The organism is Pseudomonas neuropathica, assembly GCF_015461835.1.
Taxonomy (GTDB): Bacteria; Pseudomonadota; Gammaproteobacteria; order Pseudomonadales; family Pseudomonadaceae; genus Aquipseudomonas; species Aquipseudomonas neuropathica.
In genome coordinates, this window is the sequence record NZ_JACOPX010000010.1 from 102137 (window position 1) to 121386 (window position 19250).

The window sequence follows — 19250 nt, forward strand, 5'->3', positions numbered from 1 at the left end:
AATAATTGAACAACAAGTCCGGCTTATTAAGGCGTTACAGGTCCAATAACTTTCGCGCCATGCATTGCGCATTATCGGCGGCACTGTGATCACCCATCACAAGCGCTACGGTAATGGCGCCATCAATCAGGATCAGCAGCTGTTTGGCCAGCAGTTGCGGATCCTCGGCGCCATGTTCGGTACACAGCTCGCACACGTAGTCGAGCAGCTTCTGTTTGTGTTCTTTCGCCACCAGCCGCACCGGGTCTTGCGGGTCGCCGGTCTCGCCGCTGGTGTTGATGAACGCGCAGCCGCGAAAGCCTTCGGAGGCGAACCAGTTCTTGAGCACGGTAAACAGGTTAAGCAGGCGATCGGCCGGAGTTTCGGCCTGATCGACAGTGCTTCTGTACCAATGCATCCAGCGCACATCGCGGCGTTGCAGGGCGGCGACGGTCAGCGCGTCCTTGTCGGCAAAGTAACGGTAGATGCTTTTTCTGGAGACGCCGGCGGTTTTCACCAGAAGATCCATGCTGGTGGCAGCGATGCCACTTTTGTAGATCAACTTTTCGGTGACATCCAGAATGATGTCGCGTGTGTCATTGCTAGTGATTTCGTTCATGTGGCGAACAGTAGAACGATTGTTCTCCTTTGGCAATGGTTTTTTAAAATCAAAAGATCGCAGCCTTCGGCAGCTCCTACATTGGCCCGTGTAGCAGCTGCCGAAGGCTGCGATCTTTTGATCTCATTACGGGCACTAACAAGACCCGAAGGGTGTGATGGTGTAAGCTCTCGGGTTCTTCGGATTCGACCCATTGCGAGCCCTATGCCGTTGCTTTTCAAACGTTCCTTGCTGCCCAAATTGCGCAGCTTTCCGCTGACCGCCGAGGCCGTGACCATTCTGTCCGGCGCCGCCGAGTTTCGTCGTTGCCTGCTGGAGAAAATCGCCACGGCGACACAGCGCATCTACATCGTCGCGCTGTATCTGCAGCAAGACGAAGCCGGTCAGGAAATCCTCGATGCCTTGCACGCCGCCAAGCTCAAGCGCCCCGAGCTGGAGATCGCCGTGGTCGTCGATTGGCTGCGCGCCCAGCGCGGGCTGATCGGGGCCGGCAAGCAGCCGGGCAATTCGGCGTGGTATCAGGAAATGACCCGCACGCACCAGAGCGAAGTGCCGGTGTACGGCGTGCCGGTGCAGACCCGCGAGTTGTTCGGTGTGCTGCATTTGAAGGGCTTCGTGATCGACGACTGCGTGGTCTACAGCGGTGCGAGCCTGAATAACGTTTATCTGCACAAGTTCGACAAGTACCGCTTCGACCGTTATCACGTGCTGCACAGCGCTGAGCTGGCCGACTCGATGCATCACCTGGTCAAACATGGCCTGATCGAATCGAAAGCCGTGCATCGCCTCGATCTGCCGAACCTGCCGACCACACGCAGCCTGCGCAACGACATCGGCGATCTGCGCAGCCGTCTCAAATACGCGACGTACGACACCGCCAATGGCAGCACCGCCAGAGACGGCCTGTCGGTCAGCCCGTTGCTCGGCGTCGGCAAGAACAATCCGTTGAACCGGGCGATTCTCGAACTCATCGCCAGCGCGCAAAAACAGCTGACCATCTGCACCCCGTACTTCAACCTGCCGCTGGGGGTGATCCGCGAGATCAACCGAGCGCTGGCCCGTGGCGTGAAGATCGATATCGTGGTCGGCGACAAGACCGCCAACGACTTTTATATCCCGCCGAGCGAGCCGTTCAAGGTGATCGCGGCGTTGCCGTATCTGTACGAAATCAGCCTGCGCCGCTTTGCCAAACGCCATCAGCGCAACATCGACAGCGGTCAGTTGAACCTGCACTTGTGGCGTGACGGCGACAACACCTATCACCTCAAGGGCATGTGGATTGATCAGCGCTATACGTTGCTGACCGGCAACAACCTTAATCCACGAGCGTTTCGCCTGGATCTGGAAAACGCCTTGTTGATCGATGATCCGAAGGGCGAATGGCTGGAGCCACGGGCGAAGGAACTGGAAGAGATTTTCCGCCATACCACGCGGATTGACAGCTTTCAGAGCCTGGAGACGCTGCCCGAATACCCGGCCGGGGTGGCCAAGTTTCTCAAGCGCGTGAGTCGGGTGCGGATTGAGCGGTTGCTCTACCGGATTCTCTAAAATCGAAATTATCTAGCGCGGCTGATAAAGCCTTCGCGAGCAAGCTCGCTCCCACAGGGAAATGCATTCCAAATGTGGGAGCGAGCTTGCTCGCGAAGGGGCCAGACCAGACGCTAAAAAACTTAATTCAGCCCCAACTTGCCACGCAACGTGGACAAGTCCTCAGCCAGCGTATTCACCGGCCCGACCAACGCTTTACGGTCGTTGTCCTTGACCTTGTCATACGTCTCGAAACCGCCGTCCTTGGTCTTGTACTTGGCCAGAATCTTGTCGACGGTGGCAAAGTTCTTGTCGACCTTCGCGACAAAAGCCTTGTCCTGCTGCTCGATCTGCGGACGGAACAGATCAACGATTTTCTTCGCCCCGTCGATGTTGCCCTGGAAGTCATACAGGTCAGTGTGGCTGTAGCGATCTTCTTCGCCGGAGATCTTGGTCGCGGCGACTTCTTCCAGCAGCGCGGCGGCACCGCCGACGACTTTCTCCGGCGGGAAAGTCAGGCCGGCGACGCGGGTCTGCAGATCTTTTACGTCGCTGTTGAGCTTGTCCGCCAACTCGTTAAGGCCCTGAGTGCTTTTTTCCGAGAACAGCGAGTATTCGATGCGGTGGAAGCCGGTGAAGTCGTCAGCCTTCACGCCTTTCTCGTGGTCGTCGACACGGGAGTCGATGGAGGCATCGAGGTCACTGAACAGCTCGGCAATCGGCTCGATCGACTCGTAGTAAACGCGGGTTGGCGCGTAGAGCTTTTGCGCGGTGGCCAAATCACCTTTCTTCACCGCATCGGTGAATTGTTGGGTGTGGCTGCCCAGCTCATCCAATTGCTCGGTGACGTAAATCTTGTAGTCCGAAACCGGCCCCACCAGATCCAGCGGTGCGGTGGCAGCGAATGCCGACAGCGGGGTGTTGAGCAAACCAAGGGTCAGCAGTAACGCGAGTGGGGTCTTTTTCATCGGGGGCGGTTCCAGTGTCGAGATTGTTTTATGCGGCTGTTTTCGGTTGTGTGGCGTTGAGCAGCGAGCGACCGATAAAGTCCTTGTCGCCCGTGACACCCGGCAGGGTGAAGAAATAGCCGCCGCCGACCGGTTTGAGGTATTCCTCCAGCGGCTCGCCGTTGAGGCGGGTCTGCACGGTGATGAAGCCTTTTTCCAGGTCGGCCTGGTAGCAGATGAACAGCAGGCCCATGTCGAGTTGACCGTTCTTGTTCACGCCATTCGAATAGTTGAACGGCCGGCGCAGGATCAGGTTGGCCTGGCTCGCGGCGGTGCGTGGGTTGGCCAGGCGAATGTGCGCGTCGAGCTTGGTCAGCTTGCCGGCCGGGTCTTTGCTGTAGTCCGGGACTTCAGTCTCATGCTGCGCACCCATCGGCGCGCCGGTGGTTTTGACCCGGCCGATGATGCTTTCCTGTTCCTGCAATGGCGTACGGTCCCAGCGCTCGACAAAGTTGCGGATGATCCGCACCGCTTGATAGCTGCCGTGAGCGGCCCAGGCCGGTTCGTCACTGCCCGGTTGCACCCAGACCAGGCGATCCATGGCTTTAGCGTCGTTGGAATCGGGGTTGGCCGAGCCATCGCGGAAGCCGAGGAAGTTACGCGCCGATTGCGCCGGCACGCCGGGTTTTGCCGGGGCTTGCGGCGGCACGCTGCCTTCCTGCTTCCAGCGCACCAGCAGCAGATCGGGGAGGTTTTTGACGATATCGCGCAGGGCGTGAATGTTGGTGTCGGCGGTGTTCGAGCAGAACTGCAGGCTCAGGTCGCCGTGGCAGCAATCGGCGTCCAGCGCATCGTTGGGAAACCCGACCATGCGCATCAGGCGTTTGGGCTTGGCGTCGGCCAGACCGAAGCGCTCGTCGAACAGCGACTCGCCGACCGAAACGGTGATGGTCAGGTTGTCCGGGGTTACATTCGGGCCAAGGATGCCGGAGTCCGGCGGCGGCAGTTTCGGATCGATCTGCGCCACCGGGCCGCCCTTCATCAGGAACGCGATGCGCGCGTTGAGGGTGCGGAACAGTCGCTCCAGATCTTCACGATCACTGGCCAACACATCGAACGAGACGAACATGCCCGACGCCGGGCGCGGGGTGACGATGCCGGTCTGGTGCACGCCGTGGAAATCGTGGCGATCTTGGGTCTTGTCACTGCTCGGTGCTTCGGTGACTTGTGCCGGCGCGGCGGCCATGGCCGGACAGCTTAGGGCCGAGCCGGCGAGGGCGACACCGGCGGCGCCCATGCCCATCAGGACACGGCGACGTTGCAGGTTGAGTGGTTCGATATCTTTCATCGTCAAATCGTCTTCTGCTTACAGGCCGGAGAGGCCGAGGGCGGGATCGATGCCATCCAGAGCGTCGGCCAGAGCCTGGGCCTTGTCGGCAATCTGCTTGCGTTGTTCGCCGCTGATGGCGTCGTAACTGGCGTAGCCGTCCTTGATCTTGTAGGTATCGAGTTCGCTGTCGAAGTCCGCCAGCGCCTTGTCGATGTTCGGCAACAGCTCGGCCGCCGACTTGGTCAGCATTGGCCGCAGCAGATCGACGACTTTGTGTGCGGTTTGCGCGTTGGCAGCGAAACCGTTGAGGTCGCTGTGGCTGTAGCGTTCTTCTTCACCGCTGGCAGCACGGACGTCGGCCAAGGTGTTGAGGTTGCGCACGATGATGCTGACCAGTTGCTCCGGTGGCAGGCTCTGCGCGAGCAATTGCTGTTTGAGCGTAGTGACATCGCTGAGCAGGCGCTGGGCAACGGGCGTCAGTGGGTCGAGATTGCGCTGCTGGAACAGTGCGTATTCGATGCGGTGGAAACCGACGAAGGCCGGATCCTGTTCGCGTTTTTCGAAATAATCGGCGCGGGCGTTGATGCTGTTGTCCAGTTCCGCCAGGCGTTGCGCGGCAGGGGCCAGACGTTGATAAGCCGCGCGCGCCGGTAAGTACAGCGCTTGAGCCTGACTCAAGTCGCCGCTTTCAATCGCTTGATCAAGCGCGGTCACGGCTTTGATCAATGCGTTGCTCTGGCTGGCCAGGTACACGCGAAATTCCGACAGCGGCCCGACGAAGGCGACCATCGACGGCTTGGCTTTGGCCGCAGCATCAGAGGCGGCAGTTGGCGTCACGTGCAGGGTGCCGCGCGGGTTGCTCAGCAGGCCGCAGGTGATCGCGTAATCGCCCGGTTGCAGGTTGGCGTTGATCACTTGGCTGAGGCCCGGCGCAATGTTTTCCCGCTCCTCGACAACGAGCACGCCGTCGAGGATTTCCCATTCCACGGCACGGTCGGAGCGGTTGACGATGCGGAAACTGGCGCGACCGGCCGGCACCGTCAGCGCGTTGGGTTCACAACTGCCGGGATGAATGTTCACCACCACTTCATCGTGGTTGTGCTGACGCTTGGCCGCAGCCATTTTCGAGGCGTAATAAAACAGACCACCGGCGGCGATCATCACCACCACCGAGCCGGCCACCGCCCAACGCAAGGCGCGAGGAGGGGAGGCCTGAGGAGTATTAGGCTTTGACATGAATGCCCTTATTGGCTGGAAACGGAAGACGATTGCGCGGAAGGCTTGGCCGGGGGCGCCGGGTAAAAGAACATCACCAGCGCCACCAGCAGATAAATCAGATAGGCCCCAAGGGTGCTGACAGTCGGCGCATCCTGATAACCGAACATGCCGGCGAGCACCGAGCCCAACGGGCCATCCATCGGCAGCGTCGCGCTGAAGTCGAACAGCACGGTTTGCAGGTGATTCCACAACCCGGCTTCGTGCAGGGCTTGCACCGAGTTGGCGAGAATCCCGGCGGCCACCACCAGAATGAACAGGCCGGTCCACTTGAAGAACGCCGAAAGATTGAGGCGCATGCTGCCGCTGTAGATCAGGAAACCGACGATGATCGCCAGAATCAGCCCGAGCAGGGCACCGATCGGCGCGCCGGGGCCTTCGCTTTGCTGGAATACCGCGAGCAGGAAGAACACCGTTTCCAGGCCTTCGCGAGCGACCGCGAAGAACACCATGGCGATCAGTGCAATCACCTGATGTTTGGAGGAAGTCAGCGCGTGATCCAGCGAGGCTTGCAGCGAATGCTTGATCGAGCGCGCGACCTTGCGCATCCAGAACACCATGGAGCTGAGAATGCCTACGGCCACCAGCCCGACCACGCCTTCGAACAGCTCCTGCTGCTTTTGCGGGAATTCAGCGCTGACCAGCTCCAGACCACCGCCGACCAGCAGGGCGAGGGCGGCGGCGAGAAATACGCCGATCCACACGGCAGGCATCCATTGACCACGGCCAGTCTGTTGCAGGTAGCTGGCGATAATGCCAACGATCAGCGCGGCTTCAATGCCTTCGCGCAGCATGATCAGGAAGGGAACGAGCATTCGGTGTCCAGTAAGTCATTCGAAGAGGTTACAAGTTGTAACATAATGACAAGCATTCTCACATGACAATGATTGGCATAAACCTGAACAGTTGCTGAACGACCTCAATTTTTGCCTCGCATTGATCCCTGTAGGAGTGAGCCTGCTCGCGATGGCGTCGTGTCAGTCAGCGCTGATTTTTCAGACCCACCGCTATCGCGAGCAGGCTCACTCCTACAGGGGATTCGTGTTGAATTCGTGTCCTGCGGTAAGATGCCCACCACTCAAAAACAACAAGGTTTACCGCGCTCCATGTCGGAAAAAGACACCATCGCCGTGCAACTGGTGCGTGAAGCGCTGCTGCAAAGTTGTGCCCCGGGCGCAGCCACCGAAGAGGTGTTGAACAAGGTCGGGATTGCTCCGGCGTTGCTGCAAAACGAGCACGGCCGGGTACCGGCGTCGCAGTACGCCAGGCTCTGGCGCTTGTTGGCCCGACGCGGGGATGACGAGTTTTTTGGCATGGACCCGCGCAAGCTCAAGTCCGGCAGTCTGGAGTTTCTGTGCCGCAGTGCGATGGCGCAACCGACGCTGGCGGCGGGTTTGAGCGCGGGGCTGAGTTTTCTGTCACTGATGCTGGAGCGCATGCCAGCGCAATTGGTGCATCAGCAAAGTCTGGCGGAAATCGTCCTGCTGGAGGATGACCACGAACCGCGTCGCGCCTTCACCTATTTCACCTACTGGATGATCGTCCACGGTGTGGCCTGTTGGCTGGCGGGGCGGCGGATTCCGATTCTGGCGATCGAACTGCGCTGTGCGGCGCCGGAGTTCACCGATGACTATCGAGTGATGTTCTCGGAAAACCTGCGTTTCGAGCGTCCACGCACGCGGATGATCTTCTCTGCCGATTGCCTCGATCTACCGATCAAGCGCACCGCCGAAGAACTGAAACGCTTTCTCGCCCACGCCCCGGCCAACATTCTGGTCAAGTATCGCGACCCGGAAAGCCTTGCCAGTCGGATCAAGCACGATCTGCGGGAGTTGCCGGCCGAGCAGTGGCCCGAAACCGAGGCCTTGGCCCAACAGTTGTGCATGTCAGCTTCGACGTTGCGCCGGCGCTTGGCGGAAGAAGGGCAGACCTACCAAGGGCTCAAGGACAGCGTGCGCAAAGAACTGGCGATTATCTGGCTGGCGGAGCCTTCGATCAGTTTTGTCGAGATTGCCAGCCGCTTGGGATTTGCCGATGCGAGTTCGTTCTACAAGGCGTTTCGCAAGTGGTCGGGGTCGAATCCGGGCCACTATCGCCAGCTGATCCTGAATGAGGTTGTCTGAACCGGCCTCTTCGCGAGCAAGCTCGCTCCCACATTTGGTACGCATTCCCCCTGTGGGAGCGAGCTTGCTCGCGAAGAGGTCAGTCCAGGCAACACAAAACTTAAACGTTGGCCAAACCAGTCAGCCACTTTGATGGCTTTGACCATTGCCGCCACCGCCCTACAGCGCGACTATCCCCCTGTTGTTTACGGTTCCCAGCCTAATAAAAAACAGAGGGATTCTGGCAATGCGCGATTACTTGTCTGCCACTGAACAGTTCAACTATCAGCACACCGTGGATGCCGCGCTCAGCGGTACGCTTGCGGCGCTCAACGCCTGCGTCGAATGTTGCGACCGTCATGCCTTGCCCGGGCGCATTGCGCTGTTCTGGGAAGGCCGCGACGGCGCCAGTGCGACGTACACCTTCAGCGACCTGCAGGACAAAGCCTCGCGTTTCGCCAACTTCCTCCTCGCCCAGGGTGTGCAGAAGGGCGACAAGGTCGCCGGCCTGCTGCCGCGCAACATCGAATTGCTCATCACCGTGCTCGCCACCTGGCGCATCGGCGCGGTGTATCAACCGCTGTTCACCGCGTTCGGCCCCAAAGCCCTCGAACATCGCCTGAACAGCTCCGGCGCCAAAGTCGTGGTCACCGATGCGGTCAATCGGCCGAAACTCGCCGAAGTCACTGACTGCCCGACCCTCGTGACCGTAGGCGGCGCCAAAGGCCAGGGCATCGTCCGTGGCGACTTCAGCTTCTGGGCCGAGCTGGCCAATTATGCCAATGTCTGCGAACCGGTCCTGTTGACCGGCGAAGACCCGTTCCTGCTGATGTTCACCTCCGGCACCACCGGCCCTTCGAAAGCGCTGTCGGTGCCACTCAAAGCCATCGTCGCGTTTCAGAGTTACACCCGCGATGCGGTAGACCTGCGTCCCGAAGACGCCTTCTGGAACGTCGCCGATCCGGGTTGGGCCTACGGCATCTATTTCGGCGTCACCGGGCCATTGTCGATGGGCCATCCGATCACTTTCTACGATGGGCCGTTCACCCTCGAAAGCACGTGCCGGGTGATCAACAAGTACGGCATCACCAACCTCACCGGTTCGCCCACCGCTTATCGCTTGCTGATCGCCGGTGGCGACGAATTCGCCAAGTCGATCAAGGGCAAGTTGCGCATCGTCAGCAGCGCTGGTGAGCCGCTGAACCCGGAAGTCATCCGCTGGTTCGCCGACAACCTCGGCGTGGTCATCCACGACCATTACGGCCAGACCGAACTGGGCATGGTCCTGTGCAACCACCACGGCCTCGATCACGCTGTGCACGTCGGTGCCGCCGGTTTCGCCTCGCCGGGCCATCGCATCGTTGTGCTCGATAATCAGTACAACGAACTCGGCGTCGGCCAGCCAGGCATCCTCGCCATCGATCGTCCGCAATCGCCGATGTGCTGGTTCGGCGGTTACGAAGGCGCGCCGACCAAGGCTTTCGTCGGCGATTACTACCTGAGCGGTGACACCGTGGAATGGAACCCGGACGGCAGTATCAGTTTTGTCGGCCGCAGCGATGACGTGATCACCACATCGGGCTACCGCGTAGGTCCGTTCGATGTCGAAAGTGCGCTGATTGAGCACCCTGCGGTGGTCGAAGCGGCCGTCGTCGGCAAGCCGGACCCGGAGCGCACCGAACTGGTCAAAGCCTTCGTCGTGCTGAGTGCGCAATACCGTGCCGCGCCGGAGCTGGCCGAAGAATTGCGCCAACACGTACGCAAACGTCTGGCCGCGCACTCATACCCGCGTGAAATCGAATTTGTCAGCGAATTGCCCAAGACCCCAAGTGGCAAATTGCAGCGCTTTATCTTGCGCAACCAGGAAATCGCCAAGGCTCAAGAGGCCGCGGCGCATAACGTTTCAGCTTGAATCAGGAAGTCCAGTCATGCAGATCGAAAACAAGGTTTTTATCGTCACCGGCGGCGCGTCCGGCCTGGGTGCCGCCACCGCTGAATTGCTGGTCAGTGCCGGCGCCAAAGTGATGCTGGTGGACATGAACGCCGAAGCTGTCGCCGCACAGGCGCAGCGTTTCGGCGCGCAAAGCGTCGTTGCCGATATCAGCAACGAAGCCGCCGCTGAAGCTGCCGTGCAGGCCACCGTTAAAGCCTTTGGCAGCGTCAACGGTCTGGTCAACTGCGCCGGTATCGTCCGTGGCGAGAAGATCCTCGGCAAGAACGGCCCGCATGCACTGAGCAGTTTCGCCCAAGTGATCAACGTCAACCTGATCGGCAGCTTCAATATGTTGCGCCTGGCCGCTGCGGCCATCGCCGAAGCCGAGGCCAATGCCGACGGCGAGCGCGGCGTGATCATCAACACCGCCTCGGTCGCAGCGTTCGACGGCCAGATCGGCCAAGCGGCGTATTCCGCTTCGAAAGGCGCGATCGCCAGCCTGACCCTGCCGGCCGCCCGTGAGCTGGCGCGTTTCGGCATCCGCGTGATGACCATCGCCCCGGGCATTTTTGAAACGCCGATGATGGCCGGCATGACCCCGGAAGTCCGCGATTCGCTGGCCGCCGGCGTACCGTTCCCGCCGCGTCTGGGCAAGCCTGCCGAGTACGCCGCGCTGGTTCGGCATATCATCGAAAACAGCATGCTCAACGGCGAGGTGATCCGTCTCGACGGTGCCTTGCGCATGGCCGCCAAGTAAGGAGGATTTGTCATGACTATTTCCAACGACCCGATTGTTATCGTCAGCGCCGTGCGCACGCCGATGGGCGGTTTTCAGGGCGAACTGAAAAGCCTCACCGCGCCGCAACTCGGTGCTGCGGCGATCAAGGCAGCGGTTGAACGGGCCGGTGTTGCCAGCGACGCGGTCGATGAAGTGCTGTTCGGTTGCGTACTGCCTGCGGGCCTCGGCCAGGCACCTGCACGTCAAGCGGCACTGGGCGCCGGGCTGGATAAATCGACCCGCTGCACCACGGTCAACAAGATGTGCGGCTCGGGCATGGAAACCACCATTCTCGCCCATGACATGCTTATAGCTGGCAGCGCCGATGTGGTGATCGCCGGCGGCATGGAAAGCATGTCCAACTCGCCGTATCTGCTGGATCGTGCCCGCGCCGGTTATCGCATGGGCCATGGCCGCGTGCTCGACTCGATGTTCCTCGACGGCCTCGAAGACGCGTACGACAAGGGCCGCTTGATGGGCACCTTCGCCGAAGACTGCGCCGAGACCAACCACTTCAGCCGCGAAGCACAGGACGCTTTTGCCATCGCCTCGACCACCCGCGCTCAGCAGGCAATCGAAGACGGCAGCTTCAAAGACGAAATTGTTCCGCTGACCGTGACCGTCGGCAAAGAGCAGGTGCTGATCAGCCACGACGAGCAGCCACCGAAAGCCAAACTGGACAAGATTGCCTCGCTGAAACCGGCGTTCCGCGAAGGCGGCACGGTGACGGCGGCGAACTCCAGCTCGATCTCTGATGGCGCGGCGGCACTGGTGCTGATGCGTCAGTCGCAGGCGCAGAAACTCGGCTTGAAACCGCTGGCGGTGATCCATGGCCACGCTGCGTTCGCCGACACGCCGGGCCTGTTCCCGGTGGCGCCGATTGGCGCGATCAAGAAGTTGATCAAGAAAACCGGTTGGTCGCTGGGTGATGTCGATCTGTTCGAGGTCAACGAAGCGTTTGCCGTGGTTGGCATGGCGGCGATGACGCACCTGGAAATCCCCCATGACAAGCTGAATGTGCATGGTGGCGCCTGTGCGCTGGGTCATCCGATCGGTGCTTCGGGTGCGCGGATTCTGGTGACGTTGTTGTCGGCCTTGCGCCAGAGAAAGCAGAAGCGCGGTATTGCGGCGATCTGCATCGGCGGCGGCGAAGCGACGGCCATGGCTGTGGAATGCCTTTACTAAACACACTAATCCTGTAGGAGCTGACGAGTGCAACGAGGCTGCGATCTTTTGATCTTGTTTTTAAATCAAGATCAAAAGATCGCAGCCTGCGGCAGCTCCTACAGGGGAACGTGTGTAACCCGGATTTAAGGATTCACCATGATTCCCAACGAAGACCAAACCCAGATCCGTGATATGGCCCGGCAATTTGCCGAGGAACGCTTGAAGCCGTTCGCCGCCGAGTGGGATCGCGAGCACCGTTTCCCCAAGGCAGCCATCGCTGAAATGGCCGAACTGGGCTTCTTCGGCATGCTCGTGCCGGAGCAGTGGGGCGGTTGCGACACCGGTTACCTGGCGTACGCCATGGCTCTGGAAGAAATCGCCGCCGGCGACGGCGCCTGTTCGACGATCATGAGCGTGCACAACTCGGTCGGCTGCGTGCCGATCCTCAAGTTCGGCAACGACGATCAGCGTGAACGCTTCCTCAAACCGTTGGCCAGCGGCGCCATGCTCGGTGCCTTTGCATTGACCGAACCACAGGCCGGTTCCGACGCCAGCAGCCTGAAAACCCGCGCACGCCTGGAAGGCGATCACTATGTGCTGAACGGCTGCAAACAGTTCATCACCTCCGGACAGAACGCCGGGATCGTGATTGTGTTTGCGGTCACTGATCCGAGCGCCGGCAAGCGCGGCATCAGCGCGTTTATCGTGCCGACTGATTCACCGGGCTATAAAGTCGCTCGCGTCGAAGACAAGCTCGGCCAACACGCCTCCGACACCTGCCAGATCCTCTTTGAAGATGTGAAAGTGCCGGTGGCCAACCGCCTGGGTGAAGAGGGCGAGGGCTACAAGATTGCTCTGGCCAACCTTGAAGGCGGTCGCGTCGGCATCGCTTCGCAAGCGGTGGGCATGGCTCGCGCGGCGTTTGAAGCGGCGCGTGATTACGCCCGTGAACGCGACACCTTCGGCAAGCCGATCATCGAGCATCAGGCCGTGGCTTTCCGCCTCGCCGACATGGCCACGCAGATCGCCGTCGCCCGGCAAATGGTGCATTACGCGGCAGCCCTGCGTGACGGTGGGCAACCGGCACTGGTCGAGGCGTCGATGGCCAAACTGTTCGCCTCGGAAATGGCCGAAAAGGTCTGCTCGATGGCGTTGCAAACCCTCGGCGGTTACGGTTACCTCAACGACTTCCCGCTGGAGCGCATCTACCGCGATGTGCGCGTGTGCCAGATCTACGAAGGCACCAGCGATATTCAGCGCATGGTCATTTCGCGCAATCTTTAATAAGGAATTTTGATTCATGACGTACGAAACCATTCTGCTGGAAACCCATGGCCGCGTTGGCCTCATCACCCTCAACCGTCCGCAGGCGTTGAATGCCCTGAATGCGCAACTGGTCAGCGAAGTGAACCAGGCCCTGGATGCGCTGGAAGCGGATGCGAACATTGGCTGCATCGTTCTCACCGGTTCGAAAAAGGCCTTTGCCGCTGGCGCCGACATCAAGGAAATGGCCGAGCTGACCTACCCGCAGATCTACATGGACGATCTGTTCAGCGACAGCGATCGCGTGGCCAACCGGCGTAAGCCGATCATTGGCGCCGTCAACGGCTTTGCCCTTGGCGGTGGTTGTGAACTGGCGTTGATGTGCGACTTCATTCTGGCCGGTGACAACGCCAGATTCGGTCAGCCGGAAATCAACCTCGGTGTACTGCCGGGCATGGGCGGCACCCAGCGTCTGACCCGCGCCGTCGGCAAGGCGAAAGCCATGGAAATGTGCCTGAGCGGACGCATGATCGATGCGGTGGAGGCCGAGCGTTGCGGCATCGTTGCGCGGATTGTGCCGAGCGATGAGTTGTTGGATGAAGCGCTGAAAGTGGCCGCAGTGATTGCCAGCAAGTCGTTGCCGATTGCGATGATGGTCAAGGAAAGTGTCAACCGAGCCTTTGAGGTCAATCTGACTGAGGGCGTGCGCTTTGAGCGCCGGGTGTTCCATGCGGCGTTCGCGACGCAGGATCAGAAGGAAGGGATGGCGGCTTTTATTGCCAAGCGTGAGGCTGAGTTCAAAGGCAAATAAATGCGGTGCCTGAGCTGACGCCTTCGCGAGCAGGCTTGATTTAAATCAAAATCAAAAGCCCCTAACCCTCTCCCGGAGGGAGAGGGGACTGATTGGGGGATATTTCAGATTTACGCCGACCTGAGAGAACTTTACTGAATCCCTGATCGACCTGGTTTACCCAATCCATAATCGCCTCGGTCTTTCAGGTCGATGTATGACGCCAGACACCTCGGTCGGCCCCCTCTTCCTCCGGGAGAGGGCTGGGGTGAGGGAAAGGGGCCAACACCGTTACAACTGATAGTTCTTCAGCTCCCGCGCAATCACCATCCGCTGAATCTCGCTCGACCCTTCATAGATCTGGGTAATCCGCGCATCGCGGTAATACTTCTCGACCGGGTAATCCTCCAGATACCCATACCCGCCATGAATCTGAATCGCTGACGAACAGACCTTCTCGGCCATTTCCGACGCAAACAGTTTGGCCTGTGACGCCTCCGACAAACACGGTTTGCCCGCCGTGCGCAGTCGCGCCGCATGCAGGATCATCAGGCGTGCCGCGTTGATTTGCATGTGCATGTCGGCCAACAGATTGGCGATGCTCTGGTGCTCGTTGATCGGTTTGCCGAACTGGATGCGATCGCGCGAATACACCAGCGCCGCTTCAAACGCGGCACGGGCGATGCCCAATGCTTGCGCAGCGATGCCGATGCGTCCTCCTTCAAGGTTGGACAGGGCGATGGCCAGACCTTTGCCGCGTTCACCGAGCAGATTGGCCTCGGGAATGCTGCAGTTGTTCAGCGTCACCGCGCAGGTATCGGAGGCGCGGATGCCCATCTTGTGCTCGGTGCGATCGACGATAAACCCCGCTGTATCGGTCGGCACCAGAAACGCCGAAATACCTTTCTTGCCCAGATCCGGATCGGTCACGGCAAAGACGATCGCCAGTTTCGCCCGTTTGCCGTTGCTGACAAATTGCTTGGCGCCGTTGATCACCCACTGGCCGTCGCGTAGTTCGGCGCGGGTACGCAGGTTGTGCGCCTCGGAACCGGCCTGCGGTTCGGTCAGGCAGAAACAGCCGATGGTTTGCCCACTGGCCAGATCCGCCAGCCAGGTCTGTTTTTGCGCTTCGCTGCCGTAATTGAGCACCGGGCCGCAGCCGACCGAGTTATGGATACTCATGAAGGCGCCGGTTGCGCCGTCACCGGCGGAAATCTCTTCCACAGCCAAGGCGTAGGCAACGTAATCGACGTAAGTGCCACCCCATTCCTCGGGCACCACCATGCCGAGCAAACCGAGTTCACCCATCTTCGCCACCAGCGCGTCGTCGATCCAGCCAGCCTTTTCCCACGCCTGCGCATGGGGCGCGATTTCGCCACGGGCAAAGTCCCGGGCCATGTCGCGGATCATCACTTGTTCTTCAGTCAGTTCGAGATCGTGCATGGCTCAGCTCCCGCTCTCAGCAAACCCGTGGAAGAAACTCGCGACATGCTCTGCGTCCAGCGCAGCGAGGGTCGGCGGGTTCCAGCGAGGTGTCTTGTCTTTATCGATCAGCAGGGCGCGGACGCCTTCGATCAGGTCGCCGCGGGCGAACCACTGGCGATCCAGATGCAGTTCCAGCGCGAAGCACTGTTCCAGGCTCAAGTGGCGGCCGCGACGCAGCATCTCCAGGGTCACCGCCATGGCCAACGGCGAGCGGGTTTCCAGCAGATCAGCCGTTGTGGTCGCCCATTCGTGGCTGTTGGCAACCGTCACTGCGCGTAACTGCTCGACCATGCTCGGTACGTCCGGCAGGGCGAAGAAATGGTCGATGGCCGGGCGCAAAGCCTCAAGTGGCGCATCGGGCAAGGTTTGCACCGCGTGTTTGGCCAGCAGGTTTTGCAGGGCCTTGAGCGGTGTGTCCTGCCATTCCATCTGATCGAGTCTTTCGTCGAGCAGCGCCAGTTTGCTGCTGTCCAGATACCAGTCGGCCAAGCCGCAATACAGCGCGTCGGCGGCACGGATCTGCACGCCGCTGACCCCCAGATAGATGCCCAACTCACCGGGAATGCGCGGCAGGAAATAGCTGCCACCGACATCAGGGAAATAACCGATGGCCACTTCTGGCATGGCCAGACGGCTCTTCTCGGTGACCACACGCAGATCGGCGCCTTGCACCAGGCCCATGCCGCCGCCGAGGACGAAACCGTCCATCAGCGCCAATACCGGTTTGCGGTAGTGATGAATCGTCAGGTCGAGGGCGTATTCCTCGACGAAGAAATCTTCGTGCAGCGTGTCGCCGCTTTTGAAACTGTCGTACAGGGACCGAATGTCGCCACCGGCACAGAAGGCTTTTTCACCGGCACCGCGCAGGACCACGGCGTGAACATCGGCGTCAGTCGCCCAGGCGTCGAGCTGCTGTTGCAGCAAGCGCACCATGTCGAGGGTAATGGCATTGAGACCGGCGGGGCGGTTGAGGGTCAGGTGACCGATATGATTGCGAACCTCGGCCAGCACTTCGTTTTGCGTGGCATCCATGGACGGGGTCCGCGGGGATGAAGCCTGAGCTGTCATCAGTAACTCCCTGCTTTTATTGTCTTTATTCGAGAAGCTCGCGCGCGAGCGTTAGCCGATCGTAACAGTGCAAATTTGCCATGTACAACCGGGATATTCGCAGGGGGAGTTTGCGTTTTTACCTTGGTCGAAATTGTACGCGGGCTCATGTAGGAGCTGCCGCAGGCTGCGATCTTTTGATCTTGACCTTAAATAACAAAATCAAAAGATCGCAGCCTTCGGCAGCTCCTACACGGAGTCAGGTGAAGGTTTGGGTAATGCTGCGGCGCTTGGCGTGCAGTTCACTGGCGTGGATCAGTTGTTCGAGATCTTCGGGGGTGATGTCGATGAAAGCTTCCATGTCGGCCAACGCGAGCTTGAGGTCTTCGGCGGTGATGGCCTGACTGTCGACGGGCGCAACGATCGGCGCCGGTTCAGCCGGTCGTTTTGGATAACGAATGCGCGTCAGGTTGTTGTAGGCAAGCGCGCTGAGCAGCATGCACGCCGCGCCGAGCATCACCGGTTCCATGGCTTTCCAGTCCATGGCGATGGTCGCCGGATCGGCCAGCACCAGCGTCAGGGCCAACGCGCCAGCGGGCGGATGCAGGCAGCGCAGCCAGCACATCAGGATCAGCGCCACACCCGCCGCCAGACAGGCGCTGCCAAGGGTTCGGCCAAGCACATGCGCCACCAGCAACGCGACCACGCCAGCACATAAATAGCCACCGACAATCGACCACGGCTGGGCGAGGGCGCCGGAGGACACAGCGAACAGCAACACCGCCGATGCGCCCAGCGGGCCGATCAGGTGATAGGCGACCTCATGGCCGAACACCTGCGCGCACAACCACACACTGAACAACGTGCCCAACGCCATGCCGATGGCGGCGCGGCTCCATTCGGTGGGACGGGTGTTGATGGCGGCGGGCAACCAGCGAGCGAGCATGTGAATCCGATCCTTGCAGCAAATTCGAGGCAAAAAAAAGGACTTGTCCGGCATATCCGGAAAGCCCTCGAAGTGTTCCAACATTGGGGGAGGAACGCGCACAGTGTGCCGGGCAAACTCGATGCTGACAAATTCATATTAATGCAGATTTAGTGCATTAATTTTGAATTGAAGCGGCGCGACGGCCACTGACGAAACACAAATAGCCGCCCACAGCCGCCAGTGCGCTCAAGGCATAGAACATGCTCGGTGCCGGCGTGTGCATCAGCAGAAACCCGCACATGACCGGACTGAACGCACCGCCAAGCGCGGCCAGGTTCTGCGCGCCGTAATAGCTACCGCGCAATTCTTCCGGGGCGAGGGTGTCGACAAACAGAAAGTCGGCCGGGTAAATGATCATCTCGCCCAAGGTGAAGATGAACATCGCCACGCACCAGCCGACCAGGCTGTCAGCCAGACTGAAGCCGATCAGCCCGACGATGAACAACGCGGTGCCGCCAACAATCCAGTGGCGCAGATGCTCGCGGGTGAGTAATCGACCGATCTGGTACTGCAACACAATCACTGTGATCGCGTTGCAGGCAAGGAGGGCGGCCATGGTATCCAGCGTCTGTTGCTGGGTGTGGGTGACCAGCAGGTACTGCGACAGGTACAGGGTGAAACGCCCGTGCACCAGCGTGCTGAGCAGGCAGCCCAAGGTAAACAGGATCATCGTGCGGTCGTTTTTCAGGATGATCAGGGTTTTCAGAAAGCTGGGTGGCGCAGCGATTGCCGAGACCGGATTCACTTCACGCGTGGCACCGAGCAGCAGAAAGATGCTCCCGATGGCAATCGCGCCCGCGACGATAAACGGCGCTGACGGCTGAATGCCAGCAATCACCACGCCGATCATCGGGCCGACGGCGTAACCGATGTTGGTCAGCGTGTAGTTCAGGGAAAACGCCTTGACTCGCTGGCCCACTGGCAGGTTTTCACTGAGGATGGCTTTGGAGCAGATCAGGAACAGTGCTGACGCCGTTTCGCTGATGATCAGCACCAGAGTGACCAGGTACAGATTCTGCGCGAAGGTCAGCAGGATCAGACCGATACCGCTGGAAAGCATGGTCAGGATCAGCAACTGGCGCTTGTCCAGCCGATCGATGATGTAACCACCGTAGAGCGACAACAACGTGGCGCTGAACACCGCGATCCCCAGCAGCAGGCCGACGTCTTGCGGGTTGAGGTCGAGCTTGTTGCTGAGGAACAGCGTCAGTAGCGGGCTGATCAGCGCGCGGCTGATGACGACGGTCAGCGAACTGATCATCAACCGGCGGATGAGGCGCGAGTAGGTAGCCACGAAGGGTCAATGTCCTTATTTCAAATGCCTGGCGGGCGTACGCCATCCTCACCGGGCATCCACCACCGGTCAAGCCGCTACAACGCATTTCCTTTGTAGGTGTGAGCCTGCTCGCGATAGCGGAGCGTCAGTCAACATTGATTTCTCTGACCCACCCCAATCGCGAGCAGGCTCACGCCTACAGGGGATTTGTGTGGTCTTCAGGAAAGGGGCAGGCGCATGGCGCAGCGGCGCTCTGCGGGAAAGCCGAAGAGGACCTCGGCTTGCAGCGCATCGCGCAAACGGCGGTCGGTGTGTGCATGCGTCAGCTCGACAAATCCCATCCGTTGATAAAACGGTGCATTCCACGGCAGATCGCGGAAGGTAGTCAGCGTCACTGAGGTCAACTGCATCACGCGCGCTTGTTCAATGACTGCCGCAACCAGTGCGCGACCCATGCCTTGTCCTTGAAAAGCCTGACTGACGGATAGCTCCTCAATGTGCATGTGCTGATCAACGTCTACAGCACGAACAAATCCAGTCAGTTGCCCATCGCTATTTTCAGCAACCCACACGTATGCCTGTTCGATGGCCTGCAGATGTTGGGCAGCATCGGGCACCCCGGCATCAGCCAGCCACGCCAACGGCGGTTCAAGACGAAACAATTGCGCGGCCGAACGCTCGATCGCGGGGAGGGCAACCGCGTCAGCAGGGCTGGCGCGGCGTACGTCGACGGTCATGTTGAGG

General features: G+C 60.1%; 17 protein-coding genes. 7 read left to right on the forward strand and 10 right to left on the reverse strand.

What is annotated here, in order from left to right; genetic code table 11:
• Positions 1-34: 34 nt before the first annotated feature.
• Complete coding sequence (locus H8F23_RS16240) at positions 35-598, reverse strand: TetR/AcrR family transcriptional regulator (RefSeq protein ID WP_194935020.1); 564 nt, start codon at positions 596-598, stop codon at positions 35-37.
• A 204-nt stretch (positions 599-802) separates the two neighbouring features.
• On the opposite strand from H8F23_RS16240, the gene pssA reads away from it, so the two are divergent.
• On the forward strand, positions 803-2146 hold the full coding sequence (pssA, locus tag H8F23_RS16245; RefSeq protein WP_093432748.1) for a CDP-diacylglycerol--serine O-phosphatidyltransferase: 1344 nt from the start codon (positions 803-805) through the stop codon (positions 2144-2146).
• Positions 2147-2268: 122 nt separating this feature from the next.
• Here pssA and efeO (H8F23_RS16250) read toward each other — a convergent pair whose 3' ends face one another.
• Genes efeO (H8F23_RS16250) through efeU form a run of 4 tightly spaced genes read right to left on the reverse strand, consistent with a single transcriptional unit; the run spans position 2269 to position 6492 of the window.
• The gene (gene efeO / locus H8F23_RS16250; RefSeq protein WP_186623277.1) at positions 2269-3093 is read right to left on the reverse strand and encodes an iron uptake system protein EfeO; all 825 of its coding nucleotides are present in this window, start codon (positions 3091-3093) and stop codon (positions 2269-2271) included.
• A 28-nt stretch (positions 3094-3121) separates the two neighbouring features.
• On the reverse strand, positions 3122-4420 hold the full coding sequence (gene efeB, locus H8F23_RS16255) for an iron uptake transporter deferrochelatase/peroxidase subunit (RefSeq protein WP_194935021.1): 1299 nt from the start codon (positions 4418-4420) through the stop codon (positions 3122-3124).
• 18 nt (positions 4421-4438) lie between these two features.
• Positions 4439-5638: an iron uptake system protein EfeO gene (efeO, locus tag H8F23_RS16260; RefSeq protein ID WP_194935022.1), complete on the reverse strand. Its 1200-nt coding sequence runs from the start codon at positions 5636-5638 to the stop codon at positions 4439-4441.
• An 8-nt stretch (positions 5639-5646) separates the two neighbouring features.
• Positions 5647-6492, reverse strand: a complete 846-nt coding sequence (gene efeU, locus H8F23_RS16265) for an iron uptake transporter permease EfeU (RefSeq protein ID WP_194935023.1) — start codon at positions 6490-6492, stop codon at positions 5647-5649.
• 291 nt (positions 6493-6783) lie between these two features.
• On the opposite strand from efeU, the gene H8F23_RS16270 reads away from it, so the two are divergent.
• From H8F23_RS16270 to H8F23_RS16295, 6 genes are all read left to right on the forward strand, one after another.
• A complete protein-coding gene (locus H8F23_RS16270; protein ID WP_194935024.1) occupies positions 6784-7800 on the forward strand; it encodes an AraC family transcriptional regulator in 1017 nt (338 codons plus the stop codon).
• Positions 7801-8026: 226 nt separating this feature from the next.
• Entirely contained in the window at positions 8027-9691 is a 1665-nt protein-coding gene (locus tag H8F23_RS16275; RefSeq protein ID WP_194935025.1) for an AMP-binding protein, read from the forward strand.
• Between the two features lie 16 nt (positions 9692-9707).
• Positions 9708-10469 (forward strand): SDR family NAD(P)-dependent oxidoreductase, encoded by a 762-nt coding sequence (locus tag H8F23_RS16280; protein WP_194935026.1) that lies wholly within the window; start codon positions 9708-9710, stop codon positions 10467-10469.
• Positions 10470-10481: 12 nt separating this feature from the next.
• The gene (locus H8F23_RS16285) at positions 10482-11675 is read left to right on the forward strand and encodes an acetyl-CoA C-acyltransferase (RefSeq protein ID WP_194935027.1); all 1194 of its coding nucleotides are present in this window, start codon (positions 10482-10484) and stop codon (positions 11673-11675) included.
• A gap of 138 nt (positions 11676-11813) precedes the next feature.
• Positions 11814-12941, forward strand: a complete 1128-nt coding sequence (locus H8F23_RS16290) for an acyl-CoA dehydrogenase (protein WP_194935028.1) — start codon at positions 11814-11816, stop codon at positions 12939-12941.
• A 16-nt stretch (positions 12942-12957) separates the two neighbouring features.
• Entirely contained in the window at positions 12958-13731 is a 774-nt protein-coding gene (locus H8F23_RS16295; protein WP_194935029.1) for an enoyl-CoA hydratase, read from the forward strand.
• 270 nt (positions 13732-14001) lie between these two features.
• Here H8F23_RS16295 and H8F23_RS16300 read toward each other — a convergent pair whose 3' ends face one another.
• The 5 genes from H8F23_RS16300 to H8F23_RS16320 form a co-directional block, all read right to left on the reverse strand.
• On the reverse strand, positions 14002-15153 hold the full coding sequence (locus H8F23_RS16300) for an acyl-CoA dehydrogenase family protein (RefSeq protein ID WP_003224706.1): 1152 nt from the start codon (positions 15151-15153) through the stop codon (positions 14002-14004).
• A 3-nt stretch (positions 15154-15156) separates the two neighbouring features.
• Positions 15157-16263 (reverse strand): enoyl-CoA hydratase/isomerase family protein, encoded by a 1107-nt coding sequence (locus H8F23_RS16305; protein ID WP_194935030.1) that lies wholly within the window; start codon positions 16261-16263, stop codon positions 15157-15159.
• Between the two features lie 238 nt (positions 16264-16501).
• The gene (locus tag H8F23_RS16310) at positions 16502-17188 is read right to left on the reverse strand and encodes an HPP family protein (protein ID WP_194935031.1); all 687 of its coding nucleotides are present in this window, start codon (positions 17186-17188) and stop codon (positions 16502-16504) included.
• A 157-nt stretch (positions 17189-17345) separates the two neighbouring features.
• A complete protein-coding gene (locus H8F23_RS16315; protein ID WP_194935032.1) occupies positions 17346-18524 on the reverse strand; it encodes an MFS transporter in 1179 nt (392 codons plus the stop codon).
• A gap of 200 nt (positions 18525-18724) precedes the next feature.
• Complete coding sequence (locus H8F23_RS16320; RefSeq protein WP_194935033.1) at positions 18725-19243, reverse strand: GNAT family N-acetyltransferase; 519 nt, start codon at positions 19241-19243, stop codon at positions 18725-18727.
• Positions 19244-19250 lie beyond the last annotated feature (7 nt).